This is a genomic window from Microbacterium aurum, assembly GCF_016907815.1.
GTDB lineage: Bacteria > Actinomycetota > Actinomycetes > Actinomycetales > Microbacteriaceae > Microbacterium > Microbacterium aurum.
In genome coordinates this window covers 783,076-810,056 of sequence record NZ_JAFBCQ010000001.1, presented here as the reverse complement: position 1 = coordinate 810,056, position 26,981 = coordinate 783,076, and the positions used below count along the sequence as shown (strand labels likewise).

Annotated in this window: 28 protein-coding genes and 1 pseudogene; 15 read left to right on the top strand and 14 right to left on the bottom strand. The window is 69.6% G+C overall.

The window, feature by feature from the left end; translation table 11 throughout:
- The first annotated feature begins 26 nt into the window (after positions 1 to 26).
- The 5 genes from JOD60_RS04100 (at position 27) to JOD60_RS04080 (ending at position 6,121) form a co-directional block, all read left to right on the top strand.
- Complete coding sequence (locus tag JOD60_RS04100) at positions 27 to 1,076, top strand: agmatine deiminase family protein (RefSeq protein ID WP_076688797.1); 1,050 nt, start codon at positions 27 to 29, stop codon at positions 1,074 to 1,076.
- Complete coding sequence (locus JOD60_RS04095; RefSeq protein ID WP_076688795.1) at positions 1,073 to 2,815, top strand: amidase; 1,743 nt, start codon at positions 1,073 to 1,075, stop codon at positions 2,813 to 2,815. Before JOD60_RS04100 ends, JOD60_RS04095 begins: the two co-directional genes overlap by 4 nt.
- Positions 2,812 to 4,188: a pyridoxal phosphate-dependent decarboxylase family protein gene (locus JOD60_RS04090; protein WP_076688793.1), complete on the top strand. Its 1,377-nt coding sequence runs from the start codon at positions 2,812 to 2,814 to the stop codon at positions 4,186 to 4,188. Before JOD60_RS04095 ends, JOD60_RS04090 begins: the two co-directional genes overlap by 4 nt.
- A 71-nt stretch (positions 4,189 to 4,259) precedes the next feature.
- Positions 4,260 to 4,742, top strand: coding sequence for an Lrp/AsnC family transcriptional regulator (locus tag JOD60_RS04085; protein ID WP_076688790.1), 483 nt, complete (start codon positions 4,260 to 4,262; stop codon positions 4,740 to 4,742).
- Positions 4,739 to 6,121 carry an aspartate aminotransferase family protein gene (locus JOD60_RS04080; protein ID WP_076688788.1) on the top strand — a complete coding sequence of 461 codons (1,383 nt, stop codon included), beginning with the start codon at positions 4,739 to 4,741 and terminating at the stop codon, positions 6,119 to 6,121. The genes JOD60_RS04085 and JOD60_RS04080 overlap by 4 nt, the downstream gene beginning before the upstream one ends.
- Before the next feature lie 12 nt (positions 6,122 to 6,133).
- On the opposite strand, the gene ald is transcribed toward JOD60_RS04080, so the two are convergent.
- Positions 6,134 to 7,207, bottom strand: coding sequence for an alanine dehydrogenase (gene ald, locus JOD60_RS04075; protein ID WP_076692044.1), 1,074 nt, complete (start codon positions 7,205 to 7,207; stop codon positions 6,134 to 6,136).
- A gap of 141 nt (positions 7,208 to 7,348) precedes the next feature.
- Between ald and JOD60_RS04070 the strand changes: the two genes are divergently transcribed.
- The 4 genes and pseudogenes from JOD60_RS04070 to JOD60_RS04055 all read left to right on the top strand — a co-directional run bounded on the left by JOD60_RS04070 (position 7,349) and on the right by JOD60_RS04055 (position 10,401).
- Positions 7,349 to 7,822: an Lrp/AsnC family transcriptional regulator gene (locus JOD60_RS04070; RefSeq protein ID WP_232321685.1), complete on the top strand. Its 474-nt coding sequence runs from the start codon at positions 7,349 to 7,351 to the stop codon at positions 7,820 to 7,822.
- Between the two features lie 213 nt (positions 7,823 to 8,035).
- Positions 8,036 to 9,400: an APC family permease gene (locus JOD60_RS04065; protein WP_269746959.1), complete on the top strand. Its 1,365-nt coding sequence runs from the start codon at positions 8,036 to 8,038 to the stop codon at positions 9,398 to 9,400.
- A 78-nt stretch (positions 9,401 to 9,478) separates the two neighbouring features.
- A pseudogene (locus JOD60_RS04060) lies at positions 9,479 to 9,768 on the top strand (ABC transporter); the annotation flags it as partial.
- Between the two features lie 87 nt (positions 9,769 to 9,855).
- A complete protein-coding gene (locus JOD60_RS04055; RefSeq protein ID WP_076692042.1) occupies positions 9,856 to 10,401 on the top strand; it encodes a ribonuclease H family protein in 546 nt (181 codons plus the stop codon).
- Here the strand turns inward: JOD60_RS04055 and JOD60_RS04050 are convergent.
- The 9 genes from JOD60_RS04050 to JOD60_RS04010 all read right to left on the bottom strand — a co-directional run bounded on the left by JOD60_RS04050 (position 10,398) and on the right by JOD60_RS04010 (position 19,031).
- Complete coding sequence (locus JOD60_RS04050) at positions 10,398 to 10,760, bottom strand: VOC family protein (protein ID WP_076688784.1); 363 nt, start codon at positions 10,758 to 10,760, stop codon at positions 10,398 to 10,400. The genes JOD60_RS04055 and JOD60_RS04050 overlap by 4 nt on opposite strands.
- Before the next feature lie 56 nt (positions 10,761 to 10,816).
- Entirely contained in the window at positions 10,817 to 11,311 is a 495-nt protein-coding gene (locus tag JOD60_RS04045; RefSeq protein WP_076688782.1) for an NUDIX hydrolase, read from the bottom strand.
- Between the two features lie 31 nt (positions 11,312 to 11,342).
- The gene (locus JOD60_RS04040; protein ID WP_076688780.1) at positions 11,343 to 12,356 is read right to left on the bottom strand and encodes an aldo/keto reductase family protein; all 1,014 of its coding nucleotides are present in this window, start codon (positions 12,354 to 12,356) and stop codon (positions 11,343 to 11,345) included.
- A 44-nt stretch (positions 12,357 to 12,400) separates the two neighbouring features.
- The gene (gene rlmN, locus JOD60_RS04035) at positions 12,401 to 13,636 is read right to left on the bottom strand and encodes a dual-specificity RNA methyltransferase RlmN (RefSeq protein WP_076688778.1); all 1,236 of its coding nucleotides are present in this window, start codon (positions 13,634 to 13,636) and stop codon (positions 12,401 to 12,403) included.
- Positions 13,633 to 14,634, bottom strand: a complete 1,002-nt coding sequence (locus tag JOD60_RS04030; protein ID WP_076688776.1) for a glycoside hydrolase family protein — start codon at positions 14,632 to 14,634, stop codon at positions 13,633 to 13,635. Before JOD60_RS04030 ends, rlmN begins: the two co-directional genes overlap by 4 nt.
- 6 nt (positions 14,635 to 14,640) lie before the next feature.
- Positions 14,641 to 15,588 carry a carbohydrate ABC transporter permease gene (locus JOD60_RS04025; protein ID WP_076688773.1) on the bottom strand — a complete coding sequence of 316 codons (948 nt, stop codon included), beginning with the start codon at positions 15,586 to 15,588 and terminating at the stop codon, positions 14,641 to 14,643.
- Positions 15,589 to 15,591: 3 nt separating this feature from the next.
- Positions 15,592 to 16,533: a carbohydrate ABC transporter permease gene (locus tag JOD60_RS04020; protein ID WP_084201880.1), complete on the bottom strand. Its 942-nt coding sequence runs from the start codon at positions 16,531 to 16,533 to the stop codon at positions 15,592 to 15,594.
- 64 nt (positions 16,534 to 16,597) lie between these two features.
- Positions 16,598 to 17,893, bottom strand: coding sequence for a sugar ABC transporter substrate-binding protein (locus JOD60_RS04015; protein WP_076688771.1), 1,296 nt, complete (start codon positions 17,891 to 17,893; stop codon positions 16,598 to 16,600).
- A 37-nt stretch (positions 17,894 to 17,930) separates the two neighbouring features.
- Positions 17,931 to 19,031, bottom strand: coding sequence for a LacI family DNA-binding transcriptional regulator (locus tag JOD60_RS04010; RefSeq protein ID WP_076688769.1), 1,101 nt, complete (start codon positions 19,029 to 19,031; stop codon positions 17,931 to 17,933).
- A gap of 177 nt (positions 19,032 to 19,208) precedes the next feature.
- Between JOD60_RS04010 and JOD60_RS16995 the strand changes: the two genes are divergently transcribed.
- Both JOD60_RS16995 and JOD60_RS03995 read left to right on the top strand, forming a co-directional pair.
- Positions 19,209 to 19,712, top strand: a complete 504-nt coding sequence (locus JOD60_RS16995; RefSeq protein WP_084201879.1) for an HAD hydrolase family protein — start codon at positions 19,209 to 19,211, stop codon at positions 19,710 to 19,712.
- A 69-nt stretch (positions 19,713 to 19,781) separates the two neighbouring features.
- Positions 19,782 to 20,678 (top strand): Cof-type HAD-IIB family hydrolase, encoded by an 897-nt coding sequence (locus JOD60_RS03995; RefSeq protein WP_372430790.1) that lies wholly within the window; start codon positions 19,782 to 19,784, stop codon positions 20,676 to 20,678.
- On the opposite strand, the gene JOD60_RS03990 is transcribed toward JOD60_RS03995, so the two are convergent.
- The 4 genes from JOD60_RS03990 to JOD60_RS03975 all read right to left on the bottom strand — a co-directional run bounded on the left by JOD60_RS03990 (position 20,675) and on the right by JOD60_RS03975 (position 23,693).
- Complete coding sequence (locus JOD60_RS03990) at positions 20,675 to 21,502, bottom strand: SDR family oxidoreductase (protein ID WP_076688765.1); 828 nt, start codon at positions 21,500 to 21,502, stop codon at positions 20,675 to 20,677. The genes JOD60_RS03995 and JOD60_RS03990 overlap by 4 nt on opposite strands.
- Positions 21,503 to 21,504: 2 nt before the next feature.
- Positions 21,505 to 22,278 carry an enoyl-CoA hydratase/isomerase family protein gene (locus JOD60_RS03985; RefSeq protein ID WP_076688763.1) on the bottom strand — a complete coding sequence of 258 codons (774 nt, stop codon included), beginning with the start codon at positions 22,276 to 22,278 and terminating at the stop codon, positions 21,505 to 21,507.
- A 49-nt stretch (positions 22,279 to 22,327) separates the two neighbouring features.
- A complete protein-coding gene (locus JOD60_RS03980; protein WP_076688761.1) occupies positions 22,328 to 23,089 on the bottom strand; it encodes an SDR family NAD(P)-dependent oxidoreductase in 762 nt (253 codons plus the stop codon).
- Positions 23,090 to 23,180: 91 nt separating this feature from the next.
- Complete coding sequence (locus tag JOD60_RS03975; RefSeq protein WP_076688759.1) at positions 23,181 to 23,693, bottom strand: hypothetical protein; 513 nt, start codon at positions 23,691 to 23,693, stop codon at positions 23,181 to 23,183.
- A 55-nt stretch (positions 23,694 to 23,748) separates the two neighbouring features.
- Here JOD60_RS03975 and JOD60_RS03970 point away from each other — a divergent pair, with 55 nt between their 5' ends.
- The 4 genes from JOD60_RS03970 to JOD60_RS03955 all read left to right on the top strand — a co-directional run bounded on the left by JOD60_RS03970 (position 23,749) and on the right by JOD60_RS03955 (position 26,928).
- Positions 23,749 to 24,102: a DUF488 domain-containing protein gene (locus tag JOD60_RS03970; RefSeq protein WP_198159112.1), complete on the top strand. Its 354-nt coding sequence runs from the start codon at positions 23,749 to 23,751 to the stop codon at positions 24,100 to 24,102.
- A complete protein-coding gene (locus tag JOD60_RS03965) occupies positions 24,099 to 24,827 on the top strand; it encodes an aminoglycoside 3'-phosphotransferase (RefSeq protein WP_076688757.1) in 729 nt (242 codons plus the stop codon). The genes JOD60_RS03970 and JOD60_RS03965 overlap by 4 nt, the downstream gene beginning before the upstream one ends.
- Before the next feature lie 138 nt (positions 24,828 to 24,965).
- Positions 24,966 to 26,312, top strand: coding sequence for an HNH endonuclease (locus JOD60_RS03960; protein ID WP_076688755.1), 1,347 nt, complete (start codon positions 24,966 to 24,968; stop codon positions 26,310 to 26,312).
- Between the two features lie 226 nt (positions 26,313 to 26,538).
- Positions 26,539 to 26,928, top strand: a complete 390-nt coding sequence (locus tag JOD60_RS03955) for an MmcQ/YjbR family DNA-binding protein (RefSeq protein ID WP_076688753.1) — start codon at positions 26,539 to 26,541, stop codon at positions 26,926 to 26,928.
- Positions 26,929 to 26,981 lie beyond the last annotated feature (53 nt).

The following is a 26,981-nucleotide window of genomic DNA, read 5'->3' as shown; positions in this document are numbered from 1 at the left end:
GGACCGGACGACAGTCGAGGATGCCGATGAGCTGGCGGATGCCGAGCGAGACCGCGCCACACGCGCGCACATGGATGGCCTTCCCCGTGGAGGGCCCCACGCTCGGCGACACCGCCGCCGAGCGTGAGGAGGGCTACGCCGCGTGGACGGAGGTCGCCGCCGCCATCGCCCGGTTCGAGCCGGTCACGATGATCGTCGATCCCGCCGAGACCGCGCGCGCACAGCGGACGCTGCCCGGCGACGTCACGATCCTCGAGGCGCCGGTCGACGAGTTCTGGATGCGCGATCACGGCCCGACCTTCGTCGTGGATGACGAGCGCCCCGGCATCCTGGGCGCCGTCGACTGGATCTTCAACGGCTGGGGCGCACACGACTGGGCGCGTTGGGAACGCTCCGCCGAGCACGCCCGCATCGTCGCGGCCGAGGTCGGCGCGGAACTCATCTCCTCGACCCTGGTCGCCGAAGGCGGGGGCTTCCACGTCGACGGCGAGGGCACGGTGCTGCTCACCGACACGGTGCAGCTCGACCCGCGCCGCAACCCCTACGCCGATCGCGCCCGCGTCGAGGCGGAGTTCGCCCGCACCCTCGGCACGACGACGGCGATCTGGCTGCCGCGCGGTCTCACTCGCGACTACGACGATTTCGGCACGAACGGCCACGTCGACATCGTCGCGACCTTCCCCTCTCCGGGCCGCGTGCTGCTGCACACCCAGCGCGACGCGGCACACCCCGACCACGCCGTCAGCGCGGCGCTGCGCGAGCTGCTCACCGACCACACCGATGCCGCCGGACGCCGCCTCGAGATCGTCGAGCTGCCCGCGCCGGCGACCCTGCGCGACGACGAGGGCTTCGTCGACTGGAGCTACGTCAACCACCTCGTCGTGAACGGCGGCGTCATCGCCTGCGGCTTCGGTGAGGACAGAGCGGATGCCGAGGCCCGCATGATCCTCGCCGATGCGTACCCGGGGCGCGAGATCGTCACGGTCGACGCTCGCCCGATCTTCGCGCGTGGCGGCGGCATCCACTGCATCACTCAGCAGCAGCCGGCGCTCGGCGGGCAGGAGGCCGAGCGATGATCGACGTCGTCGAGGCCACCATCGCCGACCTCCGCGCGGCGCTCGAGGACGGGCGCACCACGGCCGTCGAGCTCGTCGAGGCCTACCTCGCGCGCATCGACGCCTACGACGGTCCCGACACGGCGACCGCGCTCAACGCGGTCGTCGTGCGCAACCCCGACGCGCACGCGGAAGCAACCGCCTCCGACGCCCGCCGGGCCCGCGGCGAGGTGCTCTCACCGCTGGACGGCATCCCCTACACCGCGAAGGACAGCTACCTCGTCCGCGGGCTGACCGCGGCATCCGGCTCCCCCGCCTTCGCCACGCTCGTCGCGCAGCGCGACGCCTTCACGATCGAGCGGCTGCGCGCCGGGGGTGCCATCTGCCTGGGACTGACCAACATGCCGCCGATGGCCGGCGGCGGCATGCAGCGCGGGCTCTACGGCCGCGCCGAGAGTCCATACGCCGCCGACTGGCTCACCGCCCCGTTCGCCTCGGGATCCTCGAACGGCTCCGGAACGGCGACCGCGGCCTCGTTCGCCGCGTTCGGCCTCGGCGAGGAGACCTGGTCGAGCGGACGTGGGCCGGCCTCGAACAACGCGCTGTGCGCCTACACGCCCTCGCGCGGCGTCATCTCGACGCGCGGCAACTGGCCGCTCGTGCCGACGATGGACGTCGTCGTCCCTCACACGCGCACGATGGCCGACCTGCTCGAGGTGCTCGACGTGATCGTCGCCGACGACCCCGACACCCGCGGCGACTTCTGGCGCACGCAGCCGTGGATCCCGGTGCCGGCGCCGTCCGCTCTGCGCCCCGCGTCCTACCCCGCCCTGGCCGACGGTGCCTCCCCGGCAGGACGGCGGATCGGCGTGCCCCGCATGTACATCAACGCCGATCCGGATGCCGGGACCGCTCCGACGCCCGGCATCGGCGGGCCGACCGGCCAGCGCATCGAGACGCGCGCGTCGATCATCGCGCTGTGGGAGAAGACCCGCGCGGCACTGACCGCCGCCGGCGCGGAGGTCGTCGAGGTCGACTTCCCGGTCGTGTCGAACTACGAAGGCGACCGGCCCGGGGCGCCGACGATCTTCACCCGGGGGCTCGTGACCCGCGCTTACCTTGATCGCGAGATCCTCGACCTGTCGGCATGGTCGTGGGACGACTTCCTCGCCGCCAACGGCGACGCGGCACTGCACACGCTCGCCGACGTCGACGGCGCGCTGATCTTCCCGCACCCCGCCGGCGCCCTCCCCGACCGCTACGACGGCTTCGACGACGACCTGCCGAGCTATCCCGACTGGGTGCGAGCGCACCGAGGCGTCACCTGGCGGGACATGCCCGAACTCGAAGACGGCCTTCGCGGCCTGGAGCGCACGCGAGAGGTCGACCTGGAGGAGTGGATGGACGACCTCGGCCTCGACGCCGTCGTCTTCCCCGCCGTCGCCGATGTCGGTCGTGCCGACATGGACGTGAACCCCGCCTCCGCCGAACTCGGCTGGCGCAACGGCGTCTGGGTCGCCAACGGCAACCTCGCGATCCGTCACCTCGGCATCCCGACGGTGACCGTTCCGCTCGGACTGATGGACGACACCCGGATGCCGGTGGGGCTCACGATCGCCGGGCGCTCCGGTGACGATGCCGCCCTGCTGCGGCTCGGGTGCGCGATCGAGACGCTGACCGACGAGCGGCCGGTGCCGCCGCGGACTCCCGCCCTCCCGGCATCCACCCCCGCCCCTTCTTCCGCCGAGGCTCATTCATGACCGATGCCGCCCGCATGCACGACGTCACCGCCGAGACCCGCCGCATCGTCGACCTGGTGCTCGACTACTCGCGCGAGCGCCTGCTCGCCCAGGACACCCCGCTGGACAAGCCGCTGCCCGCCGCGGAACTCAGCCGACTGGCGGGGCGGACGATCTCCGAAGAGGGGGTCGGCGCCGAGCGCGCGCTCGGGGTGTTCACGCACGTCCTCGCACCCGCCTGCATCACGACCGACGACCCGCGGTACCTCTCGTTCATCCCGACCGCGCCCACGAAGGCAGCCGCGGCCTTCGACCTCGTCGTGTCGGCGAGCGCCCTCTACGGCGGCTCCTGGCTGGAGGGTGCCGGCGCCGTGCACGCCGAGAACGAGGTGCTGCGCTGGCTGGCCGACGAGTTCGGCCTGCCGGCATCCGCGGGAGGCGTCTTCGTGCAGGGCGGCACGCTCGGCAACCTGTCGGCCCTCGTCGCCGCGCGCGAGGCGGCGCGCGCGCACCGGGCCGACACCGGTACCGCCGCGCCGACCCGCTGGGCCGTCGTCTGCAGCTCGCAGGCGCACTCCTCGATCGCGTCGGCCGCGCGCGTCATGGACGTCGACGTCGTCACGGTGCCGACGGATGCCGACGGCGTGCTGCGCGGCGATGCGGTCGCCGCGGTGCTGGCCGATGTGCACGAGCGGGTCTTCGCCGTCGTCGCGACGGCCGGCTCGACCAACTTCGGCATCGTCGACGACATCGCCGGTGTCGCGGCGGCAGCCCGCGCCCACGGGATCTGGCTGCACGTCGACGGCGCCTACGGCCTCGCCGGCATGCTCTCACCCCTCGCCCGCCACCTGTACGCCGGAGTCGAGCAGGCCGACTCGGTGATCGTCGATCCGCACAAGTGGCTGTTCGCCCCGTTCGATGCGTGCGCGCTCATCTACCGCGACCCCGAGCAGGGCCGGCGCGCGCACACCCAGCACGCGGAGTACCTCGACACCCTGACCGACCGCTCCGACTACAGCCCGTCCGACTACGCCGCGCACCTCACCCGCCGTGCCCGGGGGCTTCCGCTGTGGTTCTCGCTCGCCACGCACGGCGCGGCCGCGTACCGCGAGGCCGTCAGCGCCTCGATCGTGCTGGCCCGGCGGATCGCGGATGAGATCGAGGTGCGCTCCGGCTTCTCGCTGGTGCGCCAGCCGCAGCTCGGTGTCGTCGTGTTCGAGCGCGACGGCTGGACCCGCGCCGACTACGAGGCCTGGTCGCAGCGCCTCCTCGACGTGCAGCACGCGTTCGTGACACCGTCGAGCCACGAGGGACGCGCCAACGCCCGGTTCGCAATCCTGAACCCCCGCACCACGTTCGAGGACCTCACCGGCATCCTCGACACCATGCGCTGAGCGCCGCGTCGCCCGCGAACTTCTGAATCAGTCTTGATTGTTCACTGCGGCGATTGATATCGTCGCCGATCATGCCTCAGACGACGGAAATCGCACCCTCGCGCCGACAGCCCCTGGATGCCGCGTCCAAAGCGATCATCGAGCAGTTGCAGGAGGACGGACGCCGGCCCTACGCCGAGATCGCGAAGGCCGTCGGCCTCAGCGAGGCCGCCACGCGCCAGCGGGTGCAGAAGCTCGTCGACCAGGGCGTGATGCAGATCGTGGCCGTCACCGACCCGCTCCAGCTCGGCTTCGCGCGTCAGGCGATGATCGGCATCCGGGTCGCCGGTGACACCCGCGGCATCGCCGCCCGGCTGTCGACCCTGCCCGGCATCAGCTACGTGGTGTCGACGGCAGGCTCGTTCGATCTGCTCGTCGAGGTCGTCTGCGAGAACGACGACGACCTCATGGACCTGCTCAACGAGCAGATCCGCGCCCTTCCCGAGGTGGTCTCGACCGAGACGTTCGTCTACCTCAAACTCCACCGTCAGCTCTACAACTGGGGGACACGATGACCATCGACGACGCCGACCTGCAGGCCAAGGCCCGCGACCACCTCTGGATGCACTTCGCACGCCAGTCGGTGATGACCGAGGGCTCGGGCGTACCCATCATCGTCAAGGGTGAGGGTCACCACATCTGGGACTCCCGCGGCAAGCGCTACATCGACGGGCTCGCCGGCCTGTTCGTCGTCAACGCCGGACACGGCCGCTCGCGCATCGCCCAGGCCGCGGCCACGCAGGCGGAGGAGCTCGCGTTCTTCCCGCTGTGGTCGTACGCCCACCCGTCGGGCATCGAGGCTGCCGACCGCATCGCGAACCTCGCGCCGGGCGAGCTCAACCACGTCTTCTTCTCCACCGGCGGCGGCGAGGCGGTCGAGACGGCCTTCAAGCTCGCGAAGCACTACTGGAAGCTGCAGGGAAAGCCCACCAAGCACAAGGTGATCTCGCGCGCGATCGCCTACCACGGCACCACGCAGGGCGCCCTCGCGATCACCGGCCTACCCGTCATGAAGCACATGTTCGAGCCCGTGACGCCGGGCGGCTTCCGCGTGCCGAACACCAACTACTACCGCGCCGCCGAGTCGGGCTTCGGCGGGGGAACTCCGGAGGAGTTCGGCCTGTGGGCCGCCGACCGCATCGAGCAGATGATCCAGTTCGAAGGACCCGAGACGGTCGCCGCCGTGTTCCTCGAGCCCGTCCAGAATGCCGGCGGCTGCTTCCCGGCGCCGGCGGGCTACTTCCAGCGGGTGCGCGAGATCTGCGACCGCTACGACGTGCTGCTCGTCTCCGACGAGGTAATCTGCGCCTTCGGCCGGCTCGGCCACTACTTCGGGGCGCAGGCCTACGACTACCAGCCCGACATGATTACCTTCGCCAAGGCCGTCACCAGCGGCTACGCGCCGCTGGGCGGCACGATCGTGAGCGACCGCGTCTACGAGCCCTTCGCACACGGCGACCTGTCGTTCCCGCACGGCTACACCTTCGGCGGGCACCCCGTCTCGGCTGCCGTCGCGCTGGAGAACCTCGACGTGTTCGAAGAGGAGAAGTTGCTTGAGAACGTGCGGGAGAACTCCCCCGTGTTCCGCGCGACACTCGAGAAGCTCCTCGACCTGCCGATCGTCGGCGACGTGCGCGGCGACGGCTACTTCTTCGGCATCGAGCTGGTCAAGGACAAGGCCACGAAGGAGACCTTCGACGACGACGAGTCGGAGCGGCTGCTGCGCGGCTTCCTCTCCAAGGCGCTGTTCGACGCGGGTCTGTACTGCCGCGCCGACGACCGCGGCGACCCCGTCATCCAGCTCGCCCCGCCGCTGACCATCGGCCCCGCCGAGTTCACCGAGATCGAGCAGATCCTGCGCTCCGTGCTCACGGAGGCCTGGAACCGCCTCTGACCGCGCAGGAACTCAGGCGAGGATGCGGGTGTCGATGACCTCGCCGCCGCGGATCGACAGACCCGCACGCAGCGACGCGTCGGCCTCGAGCGCCGCCTCGGTGCCGCGATCGGCGAGCGCGAGCGTGTATCGCAGCGTCGCGTTGGTGAGCGCGAGGGTCGAGGTCAACGGCACCGCTCCGGGCATGTTGGCGACGGCGTAGTAGATGGCGTCGTGCACCCGATAGGTCGGATCGGTGTGCGTGGTCGCGTGGGTGCCCTCGAAGCAGCCGCCCTGGTCGACCGCGATGTCGACGAGCACCGAGCCCGGCCGCATGCGCTCGACCATGTCGAGCGTCACGAGCTTGGGCGCCGCGGCGCCGGGTACCAGCACCGAGCCGATGACGAGGTCGGCGTCGGCGACGAGGTCGGCAATCGTCGAACGGGTGGACACACGCGTGTCGACGCGGCCGTCGAAACGCTCGTCGAGGCGGCGCAGCTGCGGGATCGACAGGTCGACGATGGTGACGTGCGCTCCGAGTCCCACGGCCATCTGTGCGGCGTGGGTGCCGGCGACGCCACCACCGATCACCACGACACGCCCGCGCGGGGTGCCGGGCACGCCACCGAGCAGGACGCCACGTCCGCCGACCGGGCCGAGCAACTGCTGCGCACCCACCTGCACCGACAGTCGGCCGGCGATCTCGCTCATGGGGGCCAGCAGCGGCAGCGACCGATCGGGCAGCTGAACCGTCTCGTAGGCGATGGCGGTGGTACCGGCATCCAGGAGAGCCGTCGTCAGCGCCGGCGCGGCGGCCAGATGCAGGTAGGTGAACAGCGTCAGGTCCGAGCGCAGGAAGCCGTACTCGGGCGCGATCGGCTCCTTGACCTTGACGAGAAGGTCCGCGCCGCCCCAGACATCGGCGGCCTCGGCCACGATCTCGGCTCCGGCGGCGCGGTAGGCGTCATCGCCGAAACCCGACCCGACGCCGGCGCCGCTCTGGATGAGCACCCGGTGGCCGTGTGCAGAGAGCTCGTCGACCCCCGTCGGCGTCATGCCGACGCGGCGCTCGCTGTCTTTGATCTCTGTGGGAACGCCGATGATCATGGGCGGGATTCCTTCGACATGGTCCGCGGGAAAGGGGGTGGAGCGGTGCAGCGCGATCACGATGTCAGCCCGCTCGGCACTCGACAAGAGCATCCGAAAATTCGGTGAAACTGGCTCACTGTTCCGAAATATGCTCGGAAGATGTCCGTTCCTCCCGCCGATCCTTCACTGGATGCCGCCGATCTCCGACTCATCGACGAGTTACGCGACGATGCCCGCCAGCCGCTCAGTCGTCTTGCCGCGACCCTGGGCCTCGCCGCGTCGACCGTCCACGCGCGCATCTCGCGTCTCGTGTCACGCGGGGTGATCCGTCGCTTCACGATCGACGTCGACCCGGGAGCACTGGGGTACCGCACCGAGGCTCTGGTCTCGGTGCGGATCCGCCCGGGGGCACGCGCGCAGCTGACCCGCTTCGCCGAGGAGCTGCGCACCCACCCCGATGTCGCCCAGTACTTCTATGTCGCCGGTGCGGAGGACTTCGTGATCCACTTCCGCGGGCGCGACAGCGCCGACCTGCGCTCTTTCGTCACCGACCACCTCTCGACGCACTCCATCGTCGCGGCGACCAACACGAGCCTCATCTTCGAGCGCACCGACGGGCTGCGCGGGGTCTGAGCCCACACCCTTCGTCCGCGAACGGGCGATCCCCGGTCGAATCGTCCGAACATGGCGCCCACGCGTCATCGGAGGTGACGGCGACGCTACACAAACGAAACACGGCGACCCTAGTATTCGAGCACCCGAAACACCTCACCATCAGGAGGAATCACGAACGAGTCACTGGCCGCCACGTCGGCATCCTCTCGCTCCGCCACCCTTGCGCGCTCTCTGGGAGTCTGGTCCATCGTCGGTCTCGGCCTCGGCTACATGACCCCGACGGTCGTGTTCGACACCTTCGGCTATGTCGCCGTCGAGACCAACAACGTCGTCCCCGCCGCCTACGCGCTCGCCCTCGTCGTCATGGGCTTCACCGCGATCAGCTACGGCAAGATGGTCGGCGTCATCCCGAGCGCCGGCTCCGCGTACACGTACGTCCGCGAATCGATGCACCCGAGCCTCGGCTTCCTCGTCGGCTGGACGTCGCTCATCGACTACCTGCTGCTGCCGATGGTCAACGCGCTGATCCTGCGCAGCTACATGGAGGCGCTCCTCCCCGACATCCCGGGATGGGTGTGGGTGGTGGCCTTCACCGCGGGCGTCACCGGGATCATCTACCTGACGATGCGCGGCACCTCCAACGTCAACATGATCCTGCTGATCTTCTCGATCGTGGTCATGGCGGTGTTCGTCGTCATGGTCATCGTGCAATTGGTTCAGGGCGCCGGCGCCGGCACGGTCGCCTCGGTGCAGCCGTTCTTCCACCCCGAGGTCGAGTTCGGCGCGGTGCTGGCGGGTGCGACCATCGTCTGCTTCTCCTTCATCGGCTTCGACGCGGTGACGATGTACGCGGAGGAGGCGAAGAACCCGAAGACCATGCCGCGGGCGATCCTGCTGACCGTGCTGGTGGGCGGCGCGATCTTCCTCGTCGCGGCCTACTTCACGCAGCTGCGCTTCCCGGCGCACGAGGCGTTCCCGCCCGAGGCGATCGCCGACTCAACGCTGCCGGAGATCGGCTCGCAGGTCGGCGGCATCGTGCTGCAGTCGGTGCTGACGGCGGCCGGCTTCGCGGCGACCTTGGCGTCGTGGCTCGCCTCGCACGCCTCGGTCGCCCGCATGCTGCTGGTCATGGGCCGCAACGGCGTGCTGCCGAAGCGCTTCTTCGGCTACATCAGCCCCCGCACCCACACGCCCGCGTTCACGGTGGTGCTGGTCGGCATCGTGAGCCTGGCGGCGATCGCGTTCACGCTCGATCAGATCGTCGACTACATCAACTACGGCGCCCTCATCGCGTTCACCTTCGTGAACATCTCGGTGATCGCCTGGTTCGCGATTCGCCAGGGACGTCGACGGACGCCGCGCGACATCATCAACTACATCGTGATGCCCGCGATCGGCATGGCGCTGACCGGACTGCTGTGGGTGAACCTGGACGATCACGCGCTCATCGTCGGTCTCATCTGGACGGGACTCGGGCTCGTGTACCTCGTCTTCCTCACCCGAGGGTTCCGCCGGCCCGTGGTGTCGTTCGATGAGAACCAGCCGGTCACCGGTTTCAACAAGATCGTCGAACCCGGGCCGCGCTCGCAGATCTGAGCGCCGTCCCCGACGCACCGGGGGAGAGGGCGGGTGTCGCATCTATCCTGCACCCGCCCTCGGCGTAGCATCCGGCGCATGACCGCCGTCATCCGCACGGACGCCCTCACGAAGCACTACGGCCGCGTGCACGCCCTCGACGGGCTCGACCTCACGGTCGGGCTGGCGCGGCCGACGTCCGGCTCGGCAACCGTGCTCGGCGGCGACCCGTGGACCTGTGGCCGAACCTGTCCGGAGGCGAGGCGATCGACCAGCTCTGCCGCCTGCGCACGGGCTGCGGCGGGGCCGATGCCGCGGTGCGACGCCGGCTCTGCGCGGACTTCGATCTCGACACCCGCACGAAGGGCCGCGCGCACTCGAAGGGCAACCCCGACGCTACCGGCAACCTCCGACACGAGAGGAACCGCGACGCACCCGCGGCATCCGCCGTCGGCCCCATCGAGTACCGTCGAACGGTGACTTCTGCGACCGACCCGACCGACACCTACACCGTGGCTACTGACGGCGCCTGCAAGGGCAACCCGGGACCGACGGGATGGGCGTGGGTCGGCGAGGACGGCCACTGGGCGGCGGGCGCCATCCCCGTCGGCACGAACAACATCGGCGAGCTCATGGGCATGCTGAAAGCCATCGAAGATCACGCGGATATCCCTCACCTGGTCGTGCAGGCGGACTCGAAGTACGCGATCGACACATACTCCTCGTGGATGGATGGCCACCGCCGACGCGGCTGGAAAACCTCCACCGGAGCCCCCACCAAGAACCGCGACCTGCTCGAACAACTCATCGCCGCTCGCGACGCGCGCCGCGCGGCAGGACTTCCCGACGTCGTACTCGAGCACGTGCGCGGGCACCGCGGACACGTGCTGAACGAGTGGGCCGACGAACGCGCCGTCCGTGGCGCCGAGCACGCCGCGAAGGGCACCGCGAGTGCGTGGTCGTCGCTGGGCGGCCTGCATCCTCAACTCGACGTGTCGGCGGCGCCGACGAAGAAGCGCTAGTCCTGGGTCGTTCCCTCGAACAGGCCGATGTGGTTGCCGTCGGGGTCGACGATCACCGCCCACCAGCTCTTCGCCGTGATCGGCTGCTTACCCATGGCGACGGTTGCGCCCGCGGCCTCGGCCTTGGCGATGGTGTCGTCGATCGAATCGACCTCGACGTACGAACGCGGCTGGGTGAACCCCTCGCTGCGCGGGGCGAGTCCGCCGCCGCTGATGCCGTTGGGGGCCGACCACATCGGGTAGCCCTCGAAGCCCGGCGGCTCCGCGATCTGCCATCCGAACAGCTCGGAGTAGAACGCCGCGGCCTTCGCCAGGTCCGCGACCGGGATGTCGATGTGCGTGATGTCGCCGTGTGCCATGAGGGCCCCCTTCGTCGCGCACAGTCTTCGCCGGCGGCGGCACGGCCGCAAGAGGGTCATTCCTGACGCAGCAGCACTTCCAACGCGTCGAGCGCCGGTCGCTGCCCGGCGACCAGGCGGGGACCGGCTTCCGCGAGCGGCATCCAGGCCACGCGGTCGATCTCGGGAAAGCTCTGACGGCGTCCCGACCGCGGCGGCCACTCCATCTCGAACTCGCCGAACACGAGCGCGGCGCGGTCGGCGTCGGAGGCGAGGAATCCCGTGCCGTCGCCGCAGAACACCGTGACCTTCTTCGAGCCCGAAGAGTACGCGAAGGTGCCGAGCTCGACATACGGGACGTCCGGCGGATCGACGCCGAGCTCTTCGCGGAACTCGCGCGCGGCGGCATCCCTCGCCGACTCCGACCGCGGGTCGAACTCTCCCTTCGGGATCGACCAGGCCCCCTCGTCCTTGCGCGCCCAGAACGGACCGCCCATATGTGCGACGAGCGCCGACACCTTGCCGTCCGGATCGGTCCGGTACAGCAGGATGCCGGCGCTCGTCGTGACCATCGTCAGACGACGTTTCTCACCGTGAGAGCGCTCAGAGCGGACGCGAGGCCGGCGAGACCGTGTAGGTCTCCTCGGGGTCGGTGACCGCGGCGGGTGCGAGGGCCTCATCGATCGCCGACATCACCTCGGCATCGAGGACGACGCCGGACGCCTTGACGGAGTCCTCGAGCTGCTCGGGACGCGAGGCACCCACGAGAGCCGCCGAGACGTTCGGGTTCTGCAGCACCCATGCGATCGCCAGCTGCGGCATGGTGAGGCCCGCCTGCTCGGCGATCGGCTTGAGCTTCTGCACGGCGGCGAGCGTGTCGTCCTGCAGGAAGCGCTTGATGAAGTTCGCCCCGCTCTTCTCGTCGGTCGCCCGCGAGCCGTCGGGAACGGGCTGACCGGGCAGGTACTTGCCGCTGAGCACGCCCTGCGCCATCGGCGACCAGACGATCTGAGAGATGCCGAGCTCTTCGGAGGTCGGCACGACCTTGCCCTCGATGACGCGCCAGAGCGCCGAGTACTGCGGCTGGTTGCTGACGAGCTGGAAGTTCAGCTCCTTGGCGAGTGCGGCGCCTTCGCGCAGCTGCTCAGCCGTCCACTCGCTGACGCCGATGTAGAGGGCCTTGCCCTGGCGCACGATATCGGCGAACGCCTGCATCGTCTCCTCGAGCGGGGTCTCGTAGTCGAAGCGGTGCGCCTGGTACAGGTCGACGTAGTCGACGTTCAGTCGACGGAGAGAGCCGTGGATGCCGTCGAAGAGGTGCTTGCGCGACAGACCCTGATCGTTCGGCCCCTTCTTGCCGATGGGCCAGTAGACCTTCGTGAAGACCTCGTAGTCGGTGCGCTCGAGGCCTTTCAGCGCGTCGGCCAACACGACCTCCGCGGCGGTGTTGGCGTAGGCATCCGCGGTATCGAACGACGTGATGCCGAGGTCGAGCGCCTTGTGAACCGTCGCGATGGCGGCCTCGTTTCCCACCTGGGAGGCGTGGGTCACCCAATTGCCGTACGTGATCTCCGAGACCTTGAAGCCGCTGTTGCCGAGATAGCGATAATTGACCATTCCCCCAAACTAACGCCGTGGCGGATGCTGTGGGCCGGCGGCGGTCACACCTCGACGGGGACGGATGCCGCGACCGCGCGGTCTTCCTCGGTCGCGACGAGCTGGCCGCACGCGCCGTCGATCTCCTTGCCGCGGGTGTCGCGGAGGGTCGTCGGGATGCCGGCTTCGTTGAGGCGGCGGACGAACTCGCGCTGCACGTCCTTCTCGGAGGCCGTCCACACCGACCCGGGCGTCGGGTTCAGCGGAATCGGGTTCACGTGCACCCACCCGCGGCCGCGCTCGTTGAGCTTCGTCGCGAGCAGATCGGCGCGCCACGCGTGATCGTTCATGTCCTTGATCAGGGCGTACTCGATCGACACGCGGCGGCCGGTCTTCTCGAAGTAGCCGCGCGCGGCATCCAGCGCCTCGTCGACCTTCCAGCGCGAGTTGATCGGGATCATCTCGTCGCGCAGCTGGTCGTCGGGCGCGTGCAGCGACAGCGCGAAGGTCACCGGGATGTCCTCGGCGGCGAGTTTGTTGATCGCCGGCACGAGGCCCACGGTCGACACCGTCACACCGCGCGCGCTCATCCCGAGGCCGTGATCCTTGTCGACCATCGTGCGGACGGCCTGCATCACCCGGTTGTAGTTGGCGAGGGGCTCCCCCATCCCCATGAAGACGATGTTGGTGACGCGCTCGTCGGCGTGCTCGGCGGGGCCCAGCTCACCGGCGCGGATCGCCGCGTTCGCGCGGACGACCTGCTCGATGATCTCCGCCGCCGACATGTTGCGGGTGAGTCCCGCCTGGCCCGTCGCGCAGAACGGACAGTTCATGCCGCACCCCGCTTGCGACGACACGCACAGGGTGATGCGACCGGGGTAGCGCATGAGCACCGACTCGACGAGCGCCCCATCGTGCAGCTTCCAGAGGAACTTGATCGTGTCGCCGCGGTCGGTCTCCAGCCGTCGCACCTCGGTGAGCAGATGCGGCAGCAGGCCCGCGACGAGCTCCTCCCGACCGGATGCCGGGAGGTCGGTCATTGCGGCGGGATCCGACGTGTAGTGCTGGAAGTAGTGTTTCTCGACCTGCTTCGCCCGGAACCCCGGCAGCCCCAACTCCTTGACCTTCTCGACGCGCTGCTCGGGCGTGACGTCGGCGAGGTGTACGGGCGGCATCCCCTTCTTGGGGGCGGCGAACTGCAGGAGGGGCTTGCCCTCGGCGTCGAGCCGCTGGGTCCAGCCTTCCGCGCGCGGGCGCACCTGACGGGGACGGGTGGTGCGCACGGGGCTGGGATCGGTCATGACTCCAGGGTACCGACGCCACCTGGATGAGCGGCGGGCGGACGGGTCGCCGATTCCCGCACGGTGAGGCGGCCATCGACCCAGCCGACGGGAAGGGGGTCGGTGATGCCGCCCACGAACGCGCCGTGCTCGTCGAGGTTGTGGAAAGCGAACAGCAGCCACTGACCGTCGTCGCGCCGTCGGAGCAGCCGCCCGACGTAGAGGCTCGCGTCGGTGAGGGGGTAGGCCTCCTCGACGTCGAACGGCCCGAGCACGCTCGCCGCGGGAACCGCCCACGTACCGCCGCGTTCGGCGGCGCGGGCCGGCATCGCGTGCTCCGCCAGGCAGGAGAACAGCAGCACGGGCCGCCCGTCGACGACCTCGACCTGCATGACCTCGAGCTGCCCGAAGCCCCGCTCGCTGGGCGCCGACAGCGGCGGTCGCAGCTCCCACGTCTTCAGGTCGGGTGACCAGCCGTGGCCGATGACGCCCCGGCCGAAGGCCGGCCCCTCGGGGGCACGGGCGGTCACCAGCATGTGCCAGCCGTCGCCATCGGGGTCGGCGAACACCCAGGGGTCGCGGAACGCCTCGTCGTGCCAGTCGCCGTCGGCGAGCGTCTCGTACCAGGGGCCGGAGGCCGACAGCAGCGGCCCCGGCGCCTTCGTCCACACCAGGAGATCGGGCGAGGTCGCACAGCCGATCCGCTGCACGTTCTTGCCGTCGGGCGCCAGCGACGACCCCGTGTAGAAGAGGTACCAGAGCCCGTCGTCGCCGCGGACGGTCGAGCCGGTCCAGGTCGCAAGGTCGTCGAAGCTGCCCGCTTCGCCGCGGACGATCGCGTCGGCGACCGGCGTCCACGTCACGAGGTCGTCGGACACGGCGTGGCCGACCGAGGCCCGGTAGTGGCGCGCGTCCGGGTCGTGCAGGGCGCGCGAGGCATAGAGGAAGAAGAGGTGGTAGGTCTCACCGTCGTCGGCGAACCAGTAGTCCCAGACCCAGGAGGAGGAGAGGTCGAACATGTGCGCTTAGCCCTTCACTCCGCTGGCCGCGATGCTGCTGACGAACGCGCGCTGGAAGACGAGGAACACGATGAGGACGGGGAGGGTGATCAGCGAGGTGTACGCCATGACCTCTCCCCACGCCGTGTTCAGTTGGAAGAAGTACTGCATCCCGACCATCACGGGCCTCAGGCCCTCCTTCTGCACCACCATGAGCGGCCACAGGTACTGGTTCCATGCGGGAAGGAACGTGAGGATCGCGACGGTCGCGAACGCCGGCCCCGACAGCGGCACGATGATGCGCCGGTAGACGGTGAACCAGCTGGCGCCGTCGATGCGCGCCGCCTCATCGAGCGAGGCCGGAATCGTCGAGAAGTACTGCGCGAACAGGAAGATCGAGAACGCGTTGGCGATGAACGGCACGATCTGCACCTGGTAGGTGTTCAGCCAGCCGAAGTCGTACTTCAGCACGCCGCCTTCCATCACCAGAGTCGGCAGGTGGGACACCCAGTAGACCATCGGCACGGCGATCGTCTCGAACGGCACGATGAGGGTCGCGATGATCAGGGCCATCACGACGAGCCGCCCCTTCCACCTCAGCCGTGACAGGGCGAAGCCGGCCATCGAGTTGACGATGAGCCCCAGGCCCACGGTCAGCACGGTGACCAGCACCGAGTTGAACATGAACTGGGCGACGGGAACGCGGTCGAAGACGCCGAAGTAGTTGTCGAGGCTGATGTCGCCGACGGGGAGGAAGGCCGCCGGCGAGTTGACGTCGCGCAGGATCTGCGCGTCGGGCTTGAGGCTGGAGACGAACATGAAAACGAGCGGGAAGAGGAAGAGAACCCCGAAGCCGCTCATCACGACGTAGGTGAGGATCTTCCCGATGCGCCGACGACGCCGCTCGCTCGCGTCTTTGCGCACCGGGCGCAGCACGGATGCCGGGACGGGTGCCGGGGTGACAGTGGCGGTCATGACTCAGTCCTTGTCTCGCGTGAGCCGGCGCTGGATGAGCGCGATGATCAGTACCGCGACGAAGAAGATCAACGAGATCGCCGCGGCGTACCCGATCTCCTGCTGCTGGTAGCCCTTGCGCACGGCGTGGTAGACGATCGTGGAGGTCGAGCCGGTCGGCCCGCCCTGCGTCATGACGTCCACCTGCACGAACAGTCCGAGCGCGGCGATCGTGATCGTGACGAGGACGAAGACCATGGTGGGGCGCAGGCCCGGCCAGGTCACGCTCGTGAACTGGCGCCAGGGGCTCGCGCCGTCCATCTTCGCGGCCTCGTAGAGCTCCTCGGGGATCGTCTGCAGGCCCGAGAGCCAGATGATCATGTGGAAGCCGACCGCCTGCCAGATCGACAGCACGATGATCGCGGGCAGTGCGGTCGCCGGATTGTTCAACCAGTCCACGCTCTGCCACGCGCCGAAGGTGAGCGTGTCGATGAACGAGTTGATGAGCCCGTCCTTCTGGTACATGAACTTCCAGAGGATCGAGACGACGACGATCGAGGTCACGACCGGGATGAAGAAGATCACGCGGAACGCGGTGACCCCCCGCATCCGGCGGTTGACCAGCACCGCCAGCAGCAGGCCGAGGCCGGCCTGCACCGGCACCACGACGAGCGCGAACAGGAAGGTGTTCCAGGCCGACTGCAGGAACATCGGGTCGGCGCCGAATGCACGGGCGAAGTTGTCGAGGCCGACGAAGCGCGGCGGGTTCGGCGATATGAGGCGCGCGTTCGTGAACGAGAGGCCGAAGGCGAGCAGCACGGGGATGACGAGGAACAGGAGGAGGAGAATGCCGGCCGGGGCGATCATCGCCAGACCGGCCCACGTCTCGCGTCCGCGGATGGAGCGGAAGCGGCTCAGGGCGCGCCGCGGCTTCTCGGCCACGGCCGTGGCAGGGGTGACAGTCATGGTGACTCTTTCGAGGTCGGCGAGCGGAGCGGGTGGGACGTGTGAGCGCCCCACCCGCCCAGGCTCACTTCTTGAAGCCGTACCCGTCGTTGGACGAGATGTTGGCGTCGATCTCGCTGACCGCCTGGTCGAGCGAGGTCTTGACGTCGGCGCCGTTCATGATGTCTTTCGCCGCGGTCTCGAACGTGGTCGAGATGACGGCATAGGCCGGCGTCTCCGGGCGCAGAACGGCGAACTTCTGCGAGAGCTCGACGAACGGACGCAGGACGCCCTTGTCGTTGAAGTACTTCGACGCCTGCGCGGCGGAGTCGGTCGCGGGAATGACGATCTGCTGATCGGCGAACTGGGTGATGTACTTGTCCTGGAAGCTGAACTCGAGATACTTGCGCGCACCATCGGCGTCGTTGCATCCCTTGGAGATGGCCCACTGCCAGGATCCGCCGCCGATCTTCGGGCCGGCGCCGAGGTCCGGCGGAGGCAGGATCGCGAGGTCGTCCCCGACGGCGTCGACCGACGCGAGCGCGTTCCACACGCCCGTGTAGCTGAGGGCCACCTTGTTGTCGACGAATTCCTGGTTGCCAACCGTGCCGTCCGCGTTGGCGTAGCCGTCCTTGAACAGGTTCTGGAACCACGTACCCCAGGCCACCGCGTCGCTGCCGTTGAGCGCGCCGTCGGCGGTGAGCATGGTGGAGCGGTCGATGAGGTCGCCGCCGAAGCTCTGCAGGAACGGCGAGTACGCGTAGGGCCACCACTCGCCCTTGTCCTCAGCGCCGATGTCGATCGGGGTGTCGTAGCCGGCGGCCTTCAACGTCGCCAAGACCGAGCCGAACTCGTCCTTCGTCCACGGCTCGTCGACGGTCGGGATGCGGATGCCGTTCTTCTCCAGCACCGACTTCCGGGCGAAGATCGACAGCGCGGCATCCCAATAGCCGGCGGAGTAGATCTGTCCGTCCCACTTTCCGACGGCGGTCGGCAGCAGCGCATCGGTGATCTTCGTGTCGATGCCCAGCGGCTGCAGGTAGCCGGCCCACGCCCAGTTGGGCATGATCGGCCCGTCGAGGTCGAGCAGGCAGGGAAGGTCCCCGGATGCCGCGGCAGCGACGACGGCGTCGTTGTACGCGCCCTGGGGGAAGGATTCCTCGACCACTTCGTACGTGTCCTGCGACGCGTTGAAGTCCGAGATGATCTGCTGATAGACCGCCAACTCGGCAGGGTTTCCGGCCGAATGGGTCCACATCGTCAGCTTGGTACGACCGTCCGCGGTCGTGCTGTCGCCCGTGCCGGCCTGTCCACAGCCGGTCAGCGTCAGCACACCGACGAGCCCCGCCGCAGCGAGGAACGACACGGATGTGCGCTTCATTGTGATTTCCTTGTCTCGTGATCGACGCGTGCGCCGGTCACCGGTCGGGGGTCGCCGAAAGCGACCGCTCGGTGTGTTGTGAGGTCCGTCGCCGGTTCTGTTTGCCGACGTGCGCCGGCGGCGGACCCACGGAGTCTCGTCGGATGACGGGACACTCCATCTGGTGAACGGCATCCACGCCCCCCTCGCGGATGCCGAGTGCAACCTCCATCGCCCAGCGGCCCATCTCGTAATGGGGCAGGGCGATCGTGGTCAAGGGAGGGTCTTGTTCGGCGGCGATGAACTGCTGGTCGTCGTAGCCGATGATCGAGATGTCTCCCGGAATCTGCAGTGCGCGCGCGTGGATCGCGGTGTACGCGCCGGTCGCCATGCGGTCGTTGAAGCAGAACATCGCCGTGGGGCGGTGGTGCTCGGGCAGATCGAGAAGACGGTCGGCGGCCTCGCGACCGCCGCGGTGCGAGGTCTCCCCGTGCACGTGCAGCCGGTCGTCGATCGCGATGCCGGCCTCGGCGAGCACCGCGCGGTAGCCCTGAAGACGGAGGTCGGCGGCGAGAGGCCGGGTGGCGGCCTCGGCCGTGTCGATGTAGGCGATACGTGTGTGACCGGCGGCGACGAGTTCGCGCGTTGCCGCCGCCCCGCCCTCGCGGTCATCAGGGACGACACTGGGAAAACCGACGACGCCGTCCGCCGGGCGGCAATCGAGCAGCACGGTACCCGCGGGCAGGCTGACGTCGGCCGAGACGACCCGATGCCACATCGCGGCGTAGATGAGCGCGTCCACCTGCTGCGCGGTGAGCGCACGGATGGCGGCCTCCTCGACCTCCGTGTCCGAACCGGTGTCGACGAGGAAGACGAGGTGCTCGTTGGCCCGGGCGACGTCCTGAGCGCCGGCGAGCATGCGCCCCGCGAAGGGTGTCGTCGCAATCTGGTCGGAGATCAGGCCTACCGTCTTGGTGCGCTGCCGGCGAAGCCCGCGCGCGAGTGCGCTGGGCTCGTATCCGACCGCGGTGGCCGCCGCACGCACGCGGTCGCGGGTCTCCTGCGAGATACGCGACTCGACATCGTTGAGCACGAGCGAGACCGTCGTGACCGACACTCCGGCCGCCGCCGCCACATCGGAGATACGCACCCGAGCCATGTCATCACTTCCTCGTGATAAATCGATTTATCGCCTGGAGCGATTATTGACGACCGTCGGCCGTTCGTCAAGCACTTCTAGACTTCTCAGCATGAGCACCCCCGACGCCGCGGCATCCGCTCGGCGCACCCACCCGACGCACGCCGTCCCGGTGCACAAGGTGCCAACAACAACGTCGTGATCGCGATCGACGAGTCGGGGCGCGAGCGGGTCCTCATGGGACGCGGCCTCGCCTTCGGGCTGAAGCCCGACGACGCGATCGATCCCGCGAAGGTGGAGAAGACGTTCATCCTCGACTCCGGCGACGGCGGCGAGAACGAACTGCGGCTTCTCTCCGAGGTGCCCTACCCCGTGCTCGAGGCGGTCACCCGCGCCGTCGACGGCGCCGAACGCAGCCTCCGTCGCGCACTCGGCCGCGGTTTCACGATCGCCGTCCTCGACCACATCCAGTTCGTCCTCGAGCGACTCGACCAGGAGGCGGTCCTCGCGCACCTGGGCATGGACCCCGCCGACGCGATCGGGATCGGCGACAACTGGAACGACGCCGAGATGTTCGAGGTGTGCGGCACCGCGATCGCGATGGGCAATGCCGTGGACGGCGTGAAGGCGCTCGCCGACCAGGTGACCACGGCGATCGACGACGGCATCCTGCGAGCCTTCGCCGTCAACGGGCTGATCTGAGGTGCGGGACGCCCCGGCCGCATCGCCCTGTCCAGATTCCGTTCATGCGGCTCTGGAAGGATGGATGCCGTGACTTCGGCATCCCCTTCGCGCATCGTGTTCATCGATGTCGACGGGACGATCCTGGAGCACGGCTCCGTCATCGCCCCCTCGACCGTCACCGCGATCCGGACCGCGCGGGCGAACGGGCACCTGGTGTACCTGTGCACCGGGCGGTCCGCGGGCGATGTGCACCCCGACGTCCTCGCGATCGGCTTCGACGGGGCGATCACCAACGGCGGCGCGTTCGCCACGCGCGGTGACGAGGTGCTCGTCTCGCACCCGATGCCCCGGGCGGACGTCGAGCGCCTCACGGACTACTTCACCTCGCGTGGGATCGAGTACTTCCTGCAGACGGACGAGCACGTGTATGCCAGCGCCGGCATCTTCGCGATGATGGCCGAGTTCGCACGGCTGCGCGCCGAGCGGCGAGCGGAGGACCTCCGCCACCTGGGGCTCACCAACGCGGACGCGGACGCACAGGACGACCTCCTCGACGCCGTGATGGCCGACGCGACGAACCGCTATCTGCCGCTCGCGCAGGCCGACCTCGACGCCGTGGCGAAGGCGGTCTTCGTGAGCGAACGCTCCGATGGCGTCGACCGGGCGCAGCGCGATCTCGGCGACCGGTTCCACGTGATCCCGGGCAGCATGCCCCTGCCCGGCGGCTCGAACGGCGAGATCTCCCTCGCCGGCGTCACGAAGGGCGCGGCGATCCTCGAGGTGCTCGCGCACCTCGGCCGGTCGCCGGAAGAGGCCGTCGGCATCGGCGACAGCTGGAACGACGTGGAGATGTTCGAGGTGTGCGGCGACTCGGTGGCGATGGCCGGCGCCGACCCCGAACTGCAGGCCCGCGCCGACCGCGTCACGACGGGAGTGCTCGACGACGGCGTGTGGAACGCCTTCGTCGAACTCGACCTCGTCTAGAGGAAGATGTCGGGGAACAGCTCGCTGTCGGGCGTCCCGGGGGTCGCGGCGTACTTCGCGAAGTCGGTGACCCCGGCGTCCCGCAGCACCTGTTCGACGATGAGCGTCTGGCCGGTGTACTCCCGCGCGGGCTTCGTGAGCACCTCGTAGGCGGCGTCGGCGTAGACCTCGGGCGTGCGGCTGACCTTCATCATGCGGTCGCCGCCGAGGGCGAACTGCACGGCGGCGGTCGCGATCGTCGTCTCGGGCCACAGGGTGTTCGCCGCGATGCCGTCGTCGGCGAACTCGGCCGCCATGCCGAGCGTCGCCATCGTCATGCCGTACTTCGCGAGCGTGTAGCCGGTGTGGGCGCCGAGCCAGCGCGGCGTGATGTTCAGGGGCGGCGACAGCGACAGGATGTGCGGGTTCTCGGCATCCTTCAGGATCGGCACCGCGGCGCGGCTGAGCATGAACGTGCCGCGGACGTTGACGTCCTGCATGAGGTCGTACTTCTTCGCGGCGAGATCCAGCGACCCGGACAGGTCGATCACGGAGGCGTTGTTGACGACGATGTCGATGCCGCCGAACTCGCCCTGCGTCTTCAGCACCGCCTCGGTGATGTCGTCGTCGTTGCGCACGTCGCCGACGATCGGGAGCGCGCGACCGCCCGCCGCTTCGATGGCCTCGGCGGCGGAGTGGACGGTGCCCTCGAGCTTCGGATGCGGGGTGTCCGTCTTCGCCATGAGCGCGATGTTCGCGCCGTCGCGCGCCGCCCGCAGCGCGATCGCGAGGCCGATGCCGCGGCTGCCGCCCGACATCAAAATGGTCTTTCCGGTGAGGGTCACAGTCACTCCTTGGTGCTTCGACGGGATGCCGCGGCGAACGCTGCCACGCGCGCTTTCGACTCGGGGGTGTCGAACCGCGCGCCGATCGAGCGCGCCTCGTCGTCGAGGTTCTCGGCGAAGGCGCGGCGGGCGCCGGCGCGGATGAGGCGCTTGGCCTGACCGAACGCGGCGGTCGCGTTCTCGAGCCAGAAGGCGGCGACCTCGGCGGCACGCGCAGCCGGATCGGCGGCGACCTCGGTCACAAGCCCCCAGTCCAGCGCCGTCTGCGCGTCGATCGTCTCGTCCTGCAGCAGCAGGCGCAGTGCGCGGGTCTGGCCGATCGCGGCGGGCAGCAGGGTCGAGACCCCGAGGTCGGGGGTGAGGCCGATGTTCGCGTACTTGCTGACGAACTTCGCGCGCTCCGCCGCGACGACGTAATCGGCGGTGAGCATGAGCCCGAGCCCGCCTCCGGCGACGGCGCCTTGGACCGCGGCGATGACGGGCTTGTCGGACTCGATGAACGTGCGGATGCCGTCGTGGATGCGGTGGGCGGCGGCGGTGACGTCGGCGCCCGCGGCACCGGAGGTCGCCATCTCGACGACGTCGCCACCCGCGCAGAACGCCGGACCCGCGGCATCCAGCAGCACGGCGCCGACCGTGTCGTCGGCGGTGATCTCGTGCGCCAGGTCACGCCACCGCTTCCCCATCTCGAAGCCCATCGCGTTGAGCGAAGCGGGCCGGTTGAAGGTCAGGCGCGCGAGAGCGCCGTCACGGGTGTAGAGGATGGAGTCGGTCATGCAGGCATCTCCTTGCGCGGGTGTCGGTGACGCGTTTCGGCGGGGGTGCTCACTTCGGCGCCATCCGGATCGCGCCGTCCAGGCGGATGGTCTCGCCGTTCAGGTAGCCGTTGCGGACGATCTCGAGCACGAGGCTCGCGTACTCGTCGGGCCGGCCGAGTCGCGCCGGGTAGGGCACCTGCTGGCCGAGGCTCTGCTGCGCGGCCTCGGGGAGGCCCGCGAGCATGGGGGTCTCCATGATGCCGGGAGCGATCGTGCACACGCGGATGCCGTACCGCGCCAGTTCGCGCGCGATCGGCAAGGTCATGGCGTGCACGCCGCCCTTGCTCGCCGAGTACGCCGGTTGCCCGATCTGACCGTCGAAGGCGGCGACGGAGGCCGTGTTCACGATGACTCCGCGGTCTCCGTCGGGCGCCGGGTCGGTGCGCGCGATCGCGGCTGCCGCCTGCGCGATGACGTTGTAGGTGCCGACGAGGTTGACGCGCACGATCCGCTCGAAGTGCGCGAGATCGGTGGGGTCGCCCTCACGGTCCAGCACCTTGGCGGGTGGCGCGATGCCGGCGCAGTTCACGACGACGCGCAGTGGCCCGTGCTCGCCGGCGGCGGCGACAGCGGCGGCGACCTGTGCCGGGTCGGTGACGTCGGCGGGCACGAAGGTGCCGCCGATGTCCTGCGCCCGCTCGGCGCCCGGCGACGTGGGCAGGTCGATGATCACGACGTGCGCACCCGCGGCGGCGAGACGCGAGGCCGTGGCCAGCCCCAGTCCGCTGGCGCCGCCGGTGACGAGGGCGGATGCTCCTGCGATCTCCATGGATTCTCCTTCGAAGTCCGGATGCCGTCGCGCGGCGCTCGTGGCAGATCCGTGCAACTGCGTCCCAGCATACGCGAGACGCAGTATCACGTCAGGGCGTGGCGGGAGGCGGCTGCCGCAGGATCTGGGCCAGGCGATCGAGCAGCGCGACCGGCTGCGCGAGCAGCCCGCGCGCGTCCGGATGTGCAACGAGATGATCGACCAGGCGGGCCGACATCGCGGCATCCTTTCGCCGATATCCCGACAGGTAGTGGGTCGTGGCGGACCATTCGAGCTGCGCACCGTCGGCGGTGCGGACGTGCACCGGGAAGGTGGGGGTCTCGGTCACCTCGATGGCGGCGCCGCCGAACAGCCCCTCGATCACCGGCCCGACGGAATCGCCGAGTGCGGGATGCGGCCACCAGGTGGTCGGCACATCCAGGCGGATCTCGCGCACGTCGGCCCAGGGGACGAAGCCCGACGGCGCCTCCGCGAGGTGCGGCGTGAGTCCGGCGACGCTGAGCCGCACGTGATGGACGTCGATATCCCCGACCGCGAGGGCCGGCTGTCCTCCCTCGACGGCCGCGAGCGGACCGACCCGGCGGGTGACGGCGGCAGAGGGCATGCCCCATCTCATCACGGCGGTGGCGAGGATGCGAGGTTCGGGGTTGACTGGCGGGATGGAGCTGCGAGTGAAGCACGTCTACGACGAGGCGACGGATGCCGACGGGTTCCGCGTGCTGGTCGACCGGCTGTGGCCCCGCGGCCTGTCGAAGGAGCGCGCCGCGCTCGATCTGTGGGCGAAGGACGTCGCCCCGTCACCCCAGCTTCGGCGGGCGTTCCACCACGAGGGTCTCGCGTGGCCGGAGTTCGAGAGCCGCTATCGCGCCGAGCTCGCCGCCGGCGATGGGCTCGACCGGCTGCGCGGCGAGGTGGCGGGCCACCCCGTCGTGACGCTGCTGTACGCGTCGCACGACGCCGAGCACAACGGTGCCGTCGTGCTGCGGGACCTGCTGAGGGGCTCTGCTCGGTGAGCATCCCGGCGCCGGATCTCGCCGTGCCCGGTGCCGTGCGCGCGCTCGCGCGGGGAGCCGCGCTGCGCGCGGTATGGCGGAACGGCATGGGTGGAGTGACCTTTCGCAGCGATGACGGGCGGTACATCAAGTACGGGCCGCAGCAGGCGGAAACCTCCATGCGAGCGGAGGCGGAGCGGATGGAGTGGGCGCACGCGTTCACGCGGGTCCCCGAGGTCCTCGAGAGCGGGGAGGACGACGCCCACGAATGGCTCGTGACACGCGCAATCGACGGACGCTCCGCCGTCGACCCGCACTGGCTCGCCGACGACCCTGCGACCGCGGTGCGCGCCGTCGGCGAAGGGCTGCGAGCCCTCCACGAGGCACTTCCTGTCGCAGACTGTCCGTTCGACTGGAGCGTGCGGTCTCGCGTCTCTCATGCCGCTGCCCGCGGCATCCGCCTGCCCGTGGCCTTGCAGGAGGGGCCGCCAGTCGACCAGCTCGTCGTCTGCCACGGCGACGCGTGCTGCCCCAACACCCTGCTGGGTGACGACGGCGGATGGCTCGCGCACGTCGACCTCGGCGCCCTCGGCGTCGGCGACCGGTGGGCCGACATCGCGGTGGCCGCCATGAGCACCGAGTGGAACTACGGCCCGGGGTGGGAAGACGCGCTCATCGCCGCGTACGGCGTGGCGCCCGATCGCGATCGGCTCGCGTACTACCGCGACCTCTGGAACGCGACGTGAGCATCGAACCCGGCCTGTGACTAGCATGATCCTCCGACAGTGGAACCGGTTCCACGTCGAGTTATCCACAGAAATAGTCCTGGTGAGAGTGAGAATAGTCTCACCCACGAGGAGGGTGTTCCGCGGTAGATTGGGGGTATGAGCAGCCCCGTCGCCACCCTCGCCGAAGCGGTCACCGCGCTCGGTGACGCGTGGCCCGACGGCAGCCTGGCGGGGTGCGAACCGGGACGGCTGGCGTCGCTGACGGAGTTGGTCGGCACGGCCCGGCGACTCCTGGATGCTGCGGCCGCGCAGGTCGCCACCGAGGTCGCCCGGCAGTCCCGCCCGGAACTGGGTGCGGAGTCCCTCGCCAAACGGCACGGGCACCGCAACGCGACCGTCATGCTCGCCACCACCCTCGGCACCTCCACCGCCGAAGCCGCCAAACTCGTCGAGGTCGGTGACGCCACCGCACCCCAGGCGACACCGGCCGGGGCACCCGCGCCGGCACGGCACCCGCACATCGCGGCGGCCGTCGCTTCCGGGACCCTCGGGCGGGACGCGGCGTCGATGATCATCCGGATGCTGGACGCCCTCCCCCACCGGGTGACGCCTGCCGCGATCGATGACGCCGAACGCGCCCTCACCGGCCAGGCGATCGGCCTGGAACTGCACGCGCTGCAGAAGATCCTGCTGCACGCCGAAGCACACCTGGACCCCGAGGGCCTCGAACCCAAAGAAGAAGAACTGCGGGCGCTTACGGCGGTGACCGTCCGCAACGACCGGTCCGGGATGATTATCCTCAACGCGAAACTCGACCCCGCCCGCGGCGCCCCCGTCCTCACCCTGCTAGAAGCGATGGTCACCGCCGAACTCGGCCGCGAACGCGACGCCGCCACCCGCGGCAACGGACTCCCACCCCGCCCCATCCCCGTCATGCTCGCCGAAGCGCTCATCACCGTCTGCGAGCACTACACCGGATGCGACCGCACCGACCAGCCCCTCCCCGGCGCGACCGTCATCGTCCGCTGCACCCTCGACGACCTCCGCACCGGCACCGGCACCGCCACCATCGACGGCATCGACCAGCCCATCTGCATCGGCACCGCCCGCCGGATGGCCGCCTCCGGCGGCATCATCCCCTGGGTCATGGGCACCGACAGCGAGATCCTCGACTGGGGCCGCGAGAAACGCCTCTTCACCACCGCCCAAAAACGCGCCATCACCGAGCGCGACGGCGGATGCATCGGATGCGGAGCCCCACCCGGCAGATCCAAAGTCCACCACGTCACCTGGTGGACCCACGGCGGCACCACCGACCTCACCAACGGCGCCCTCCTCTGCGACTCCTGCCACCACCGCATCCACGACCAAGGCTGGGACATTCACATCGACGGCCCCGGCATCAACGCACACGTCTGGCTCCTCCCACCCCCCACCATCGATCCCACCCGCACACCACGACCCGCCGCCCAACGACGATTCACCTACCAACCCGCCGCATAAGGCCCGAGGGAAGAGTCGGGCTGATCTCGATACGCCCGCTCGTCCCTCGCGGGCACTCGATCACCGGCGGCCGGGCGACGCGGCGAACGCGGGCACTCGATCACCGGTGGGAAGCGACGCGACCAGCGCGGGCACTCGATCACCGGAGGGAAAGCGACGCGGCGAACGCGGGCAGCCGACCACGGCACCCCTCGCCGGACGCGGACCGGCGCGGCAGAATCGGGCCATGACGCATCCGCTCATGTTCGACGACGCCGACCCGGTGCTCGCGCGCGTACGGGCCATCGCGCTGGCGCTCCCGGAGGCGGCCGAGAAGATCACCCACGGCAGGCCGACCTTCTTCACCGTCAAGACCTTCGCGTTCTACGGCGGATCGCCCCGCGGCGAGGTCGGCGACCGACACGACCAGGCGGTCCTCTTCCACCCCGATCCCGCCGACGAGCCGGCGCTGCGCCAGGACCCGCGCATCTGGGAGCCCTCCTACCTGTGGCCGCACGGCTGGCTCGCGATCGACCTCGACGACGACACCGACTGGTACGAGATCGCCGAACTGCTGGATGCCTCGTACCGCGCGAGCGCACCCCGCCGGCTCGTGAAGCTCCTCGACGCCCGCTGACCCGGGCCCGCGCGCGGGCGGGCGGAGGCAGGCGTGGGCGGGAGATGTCGGGA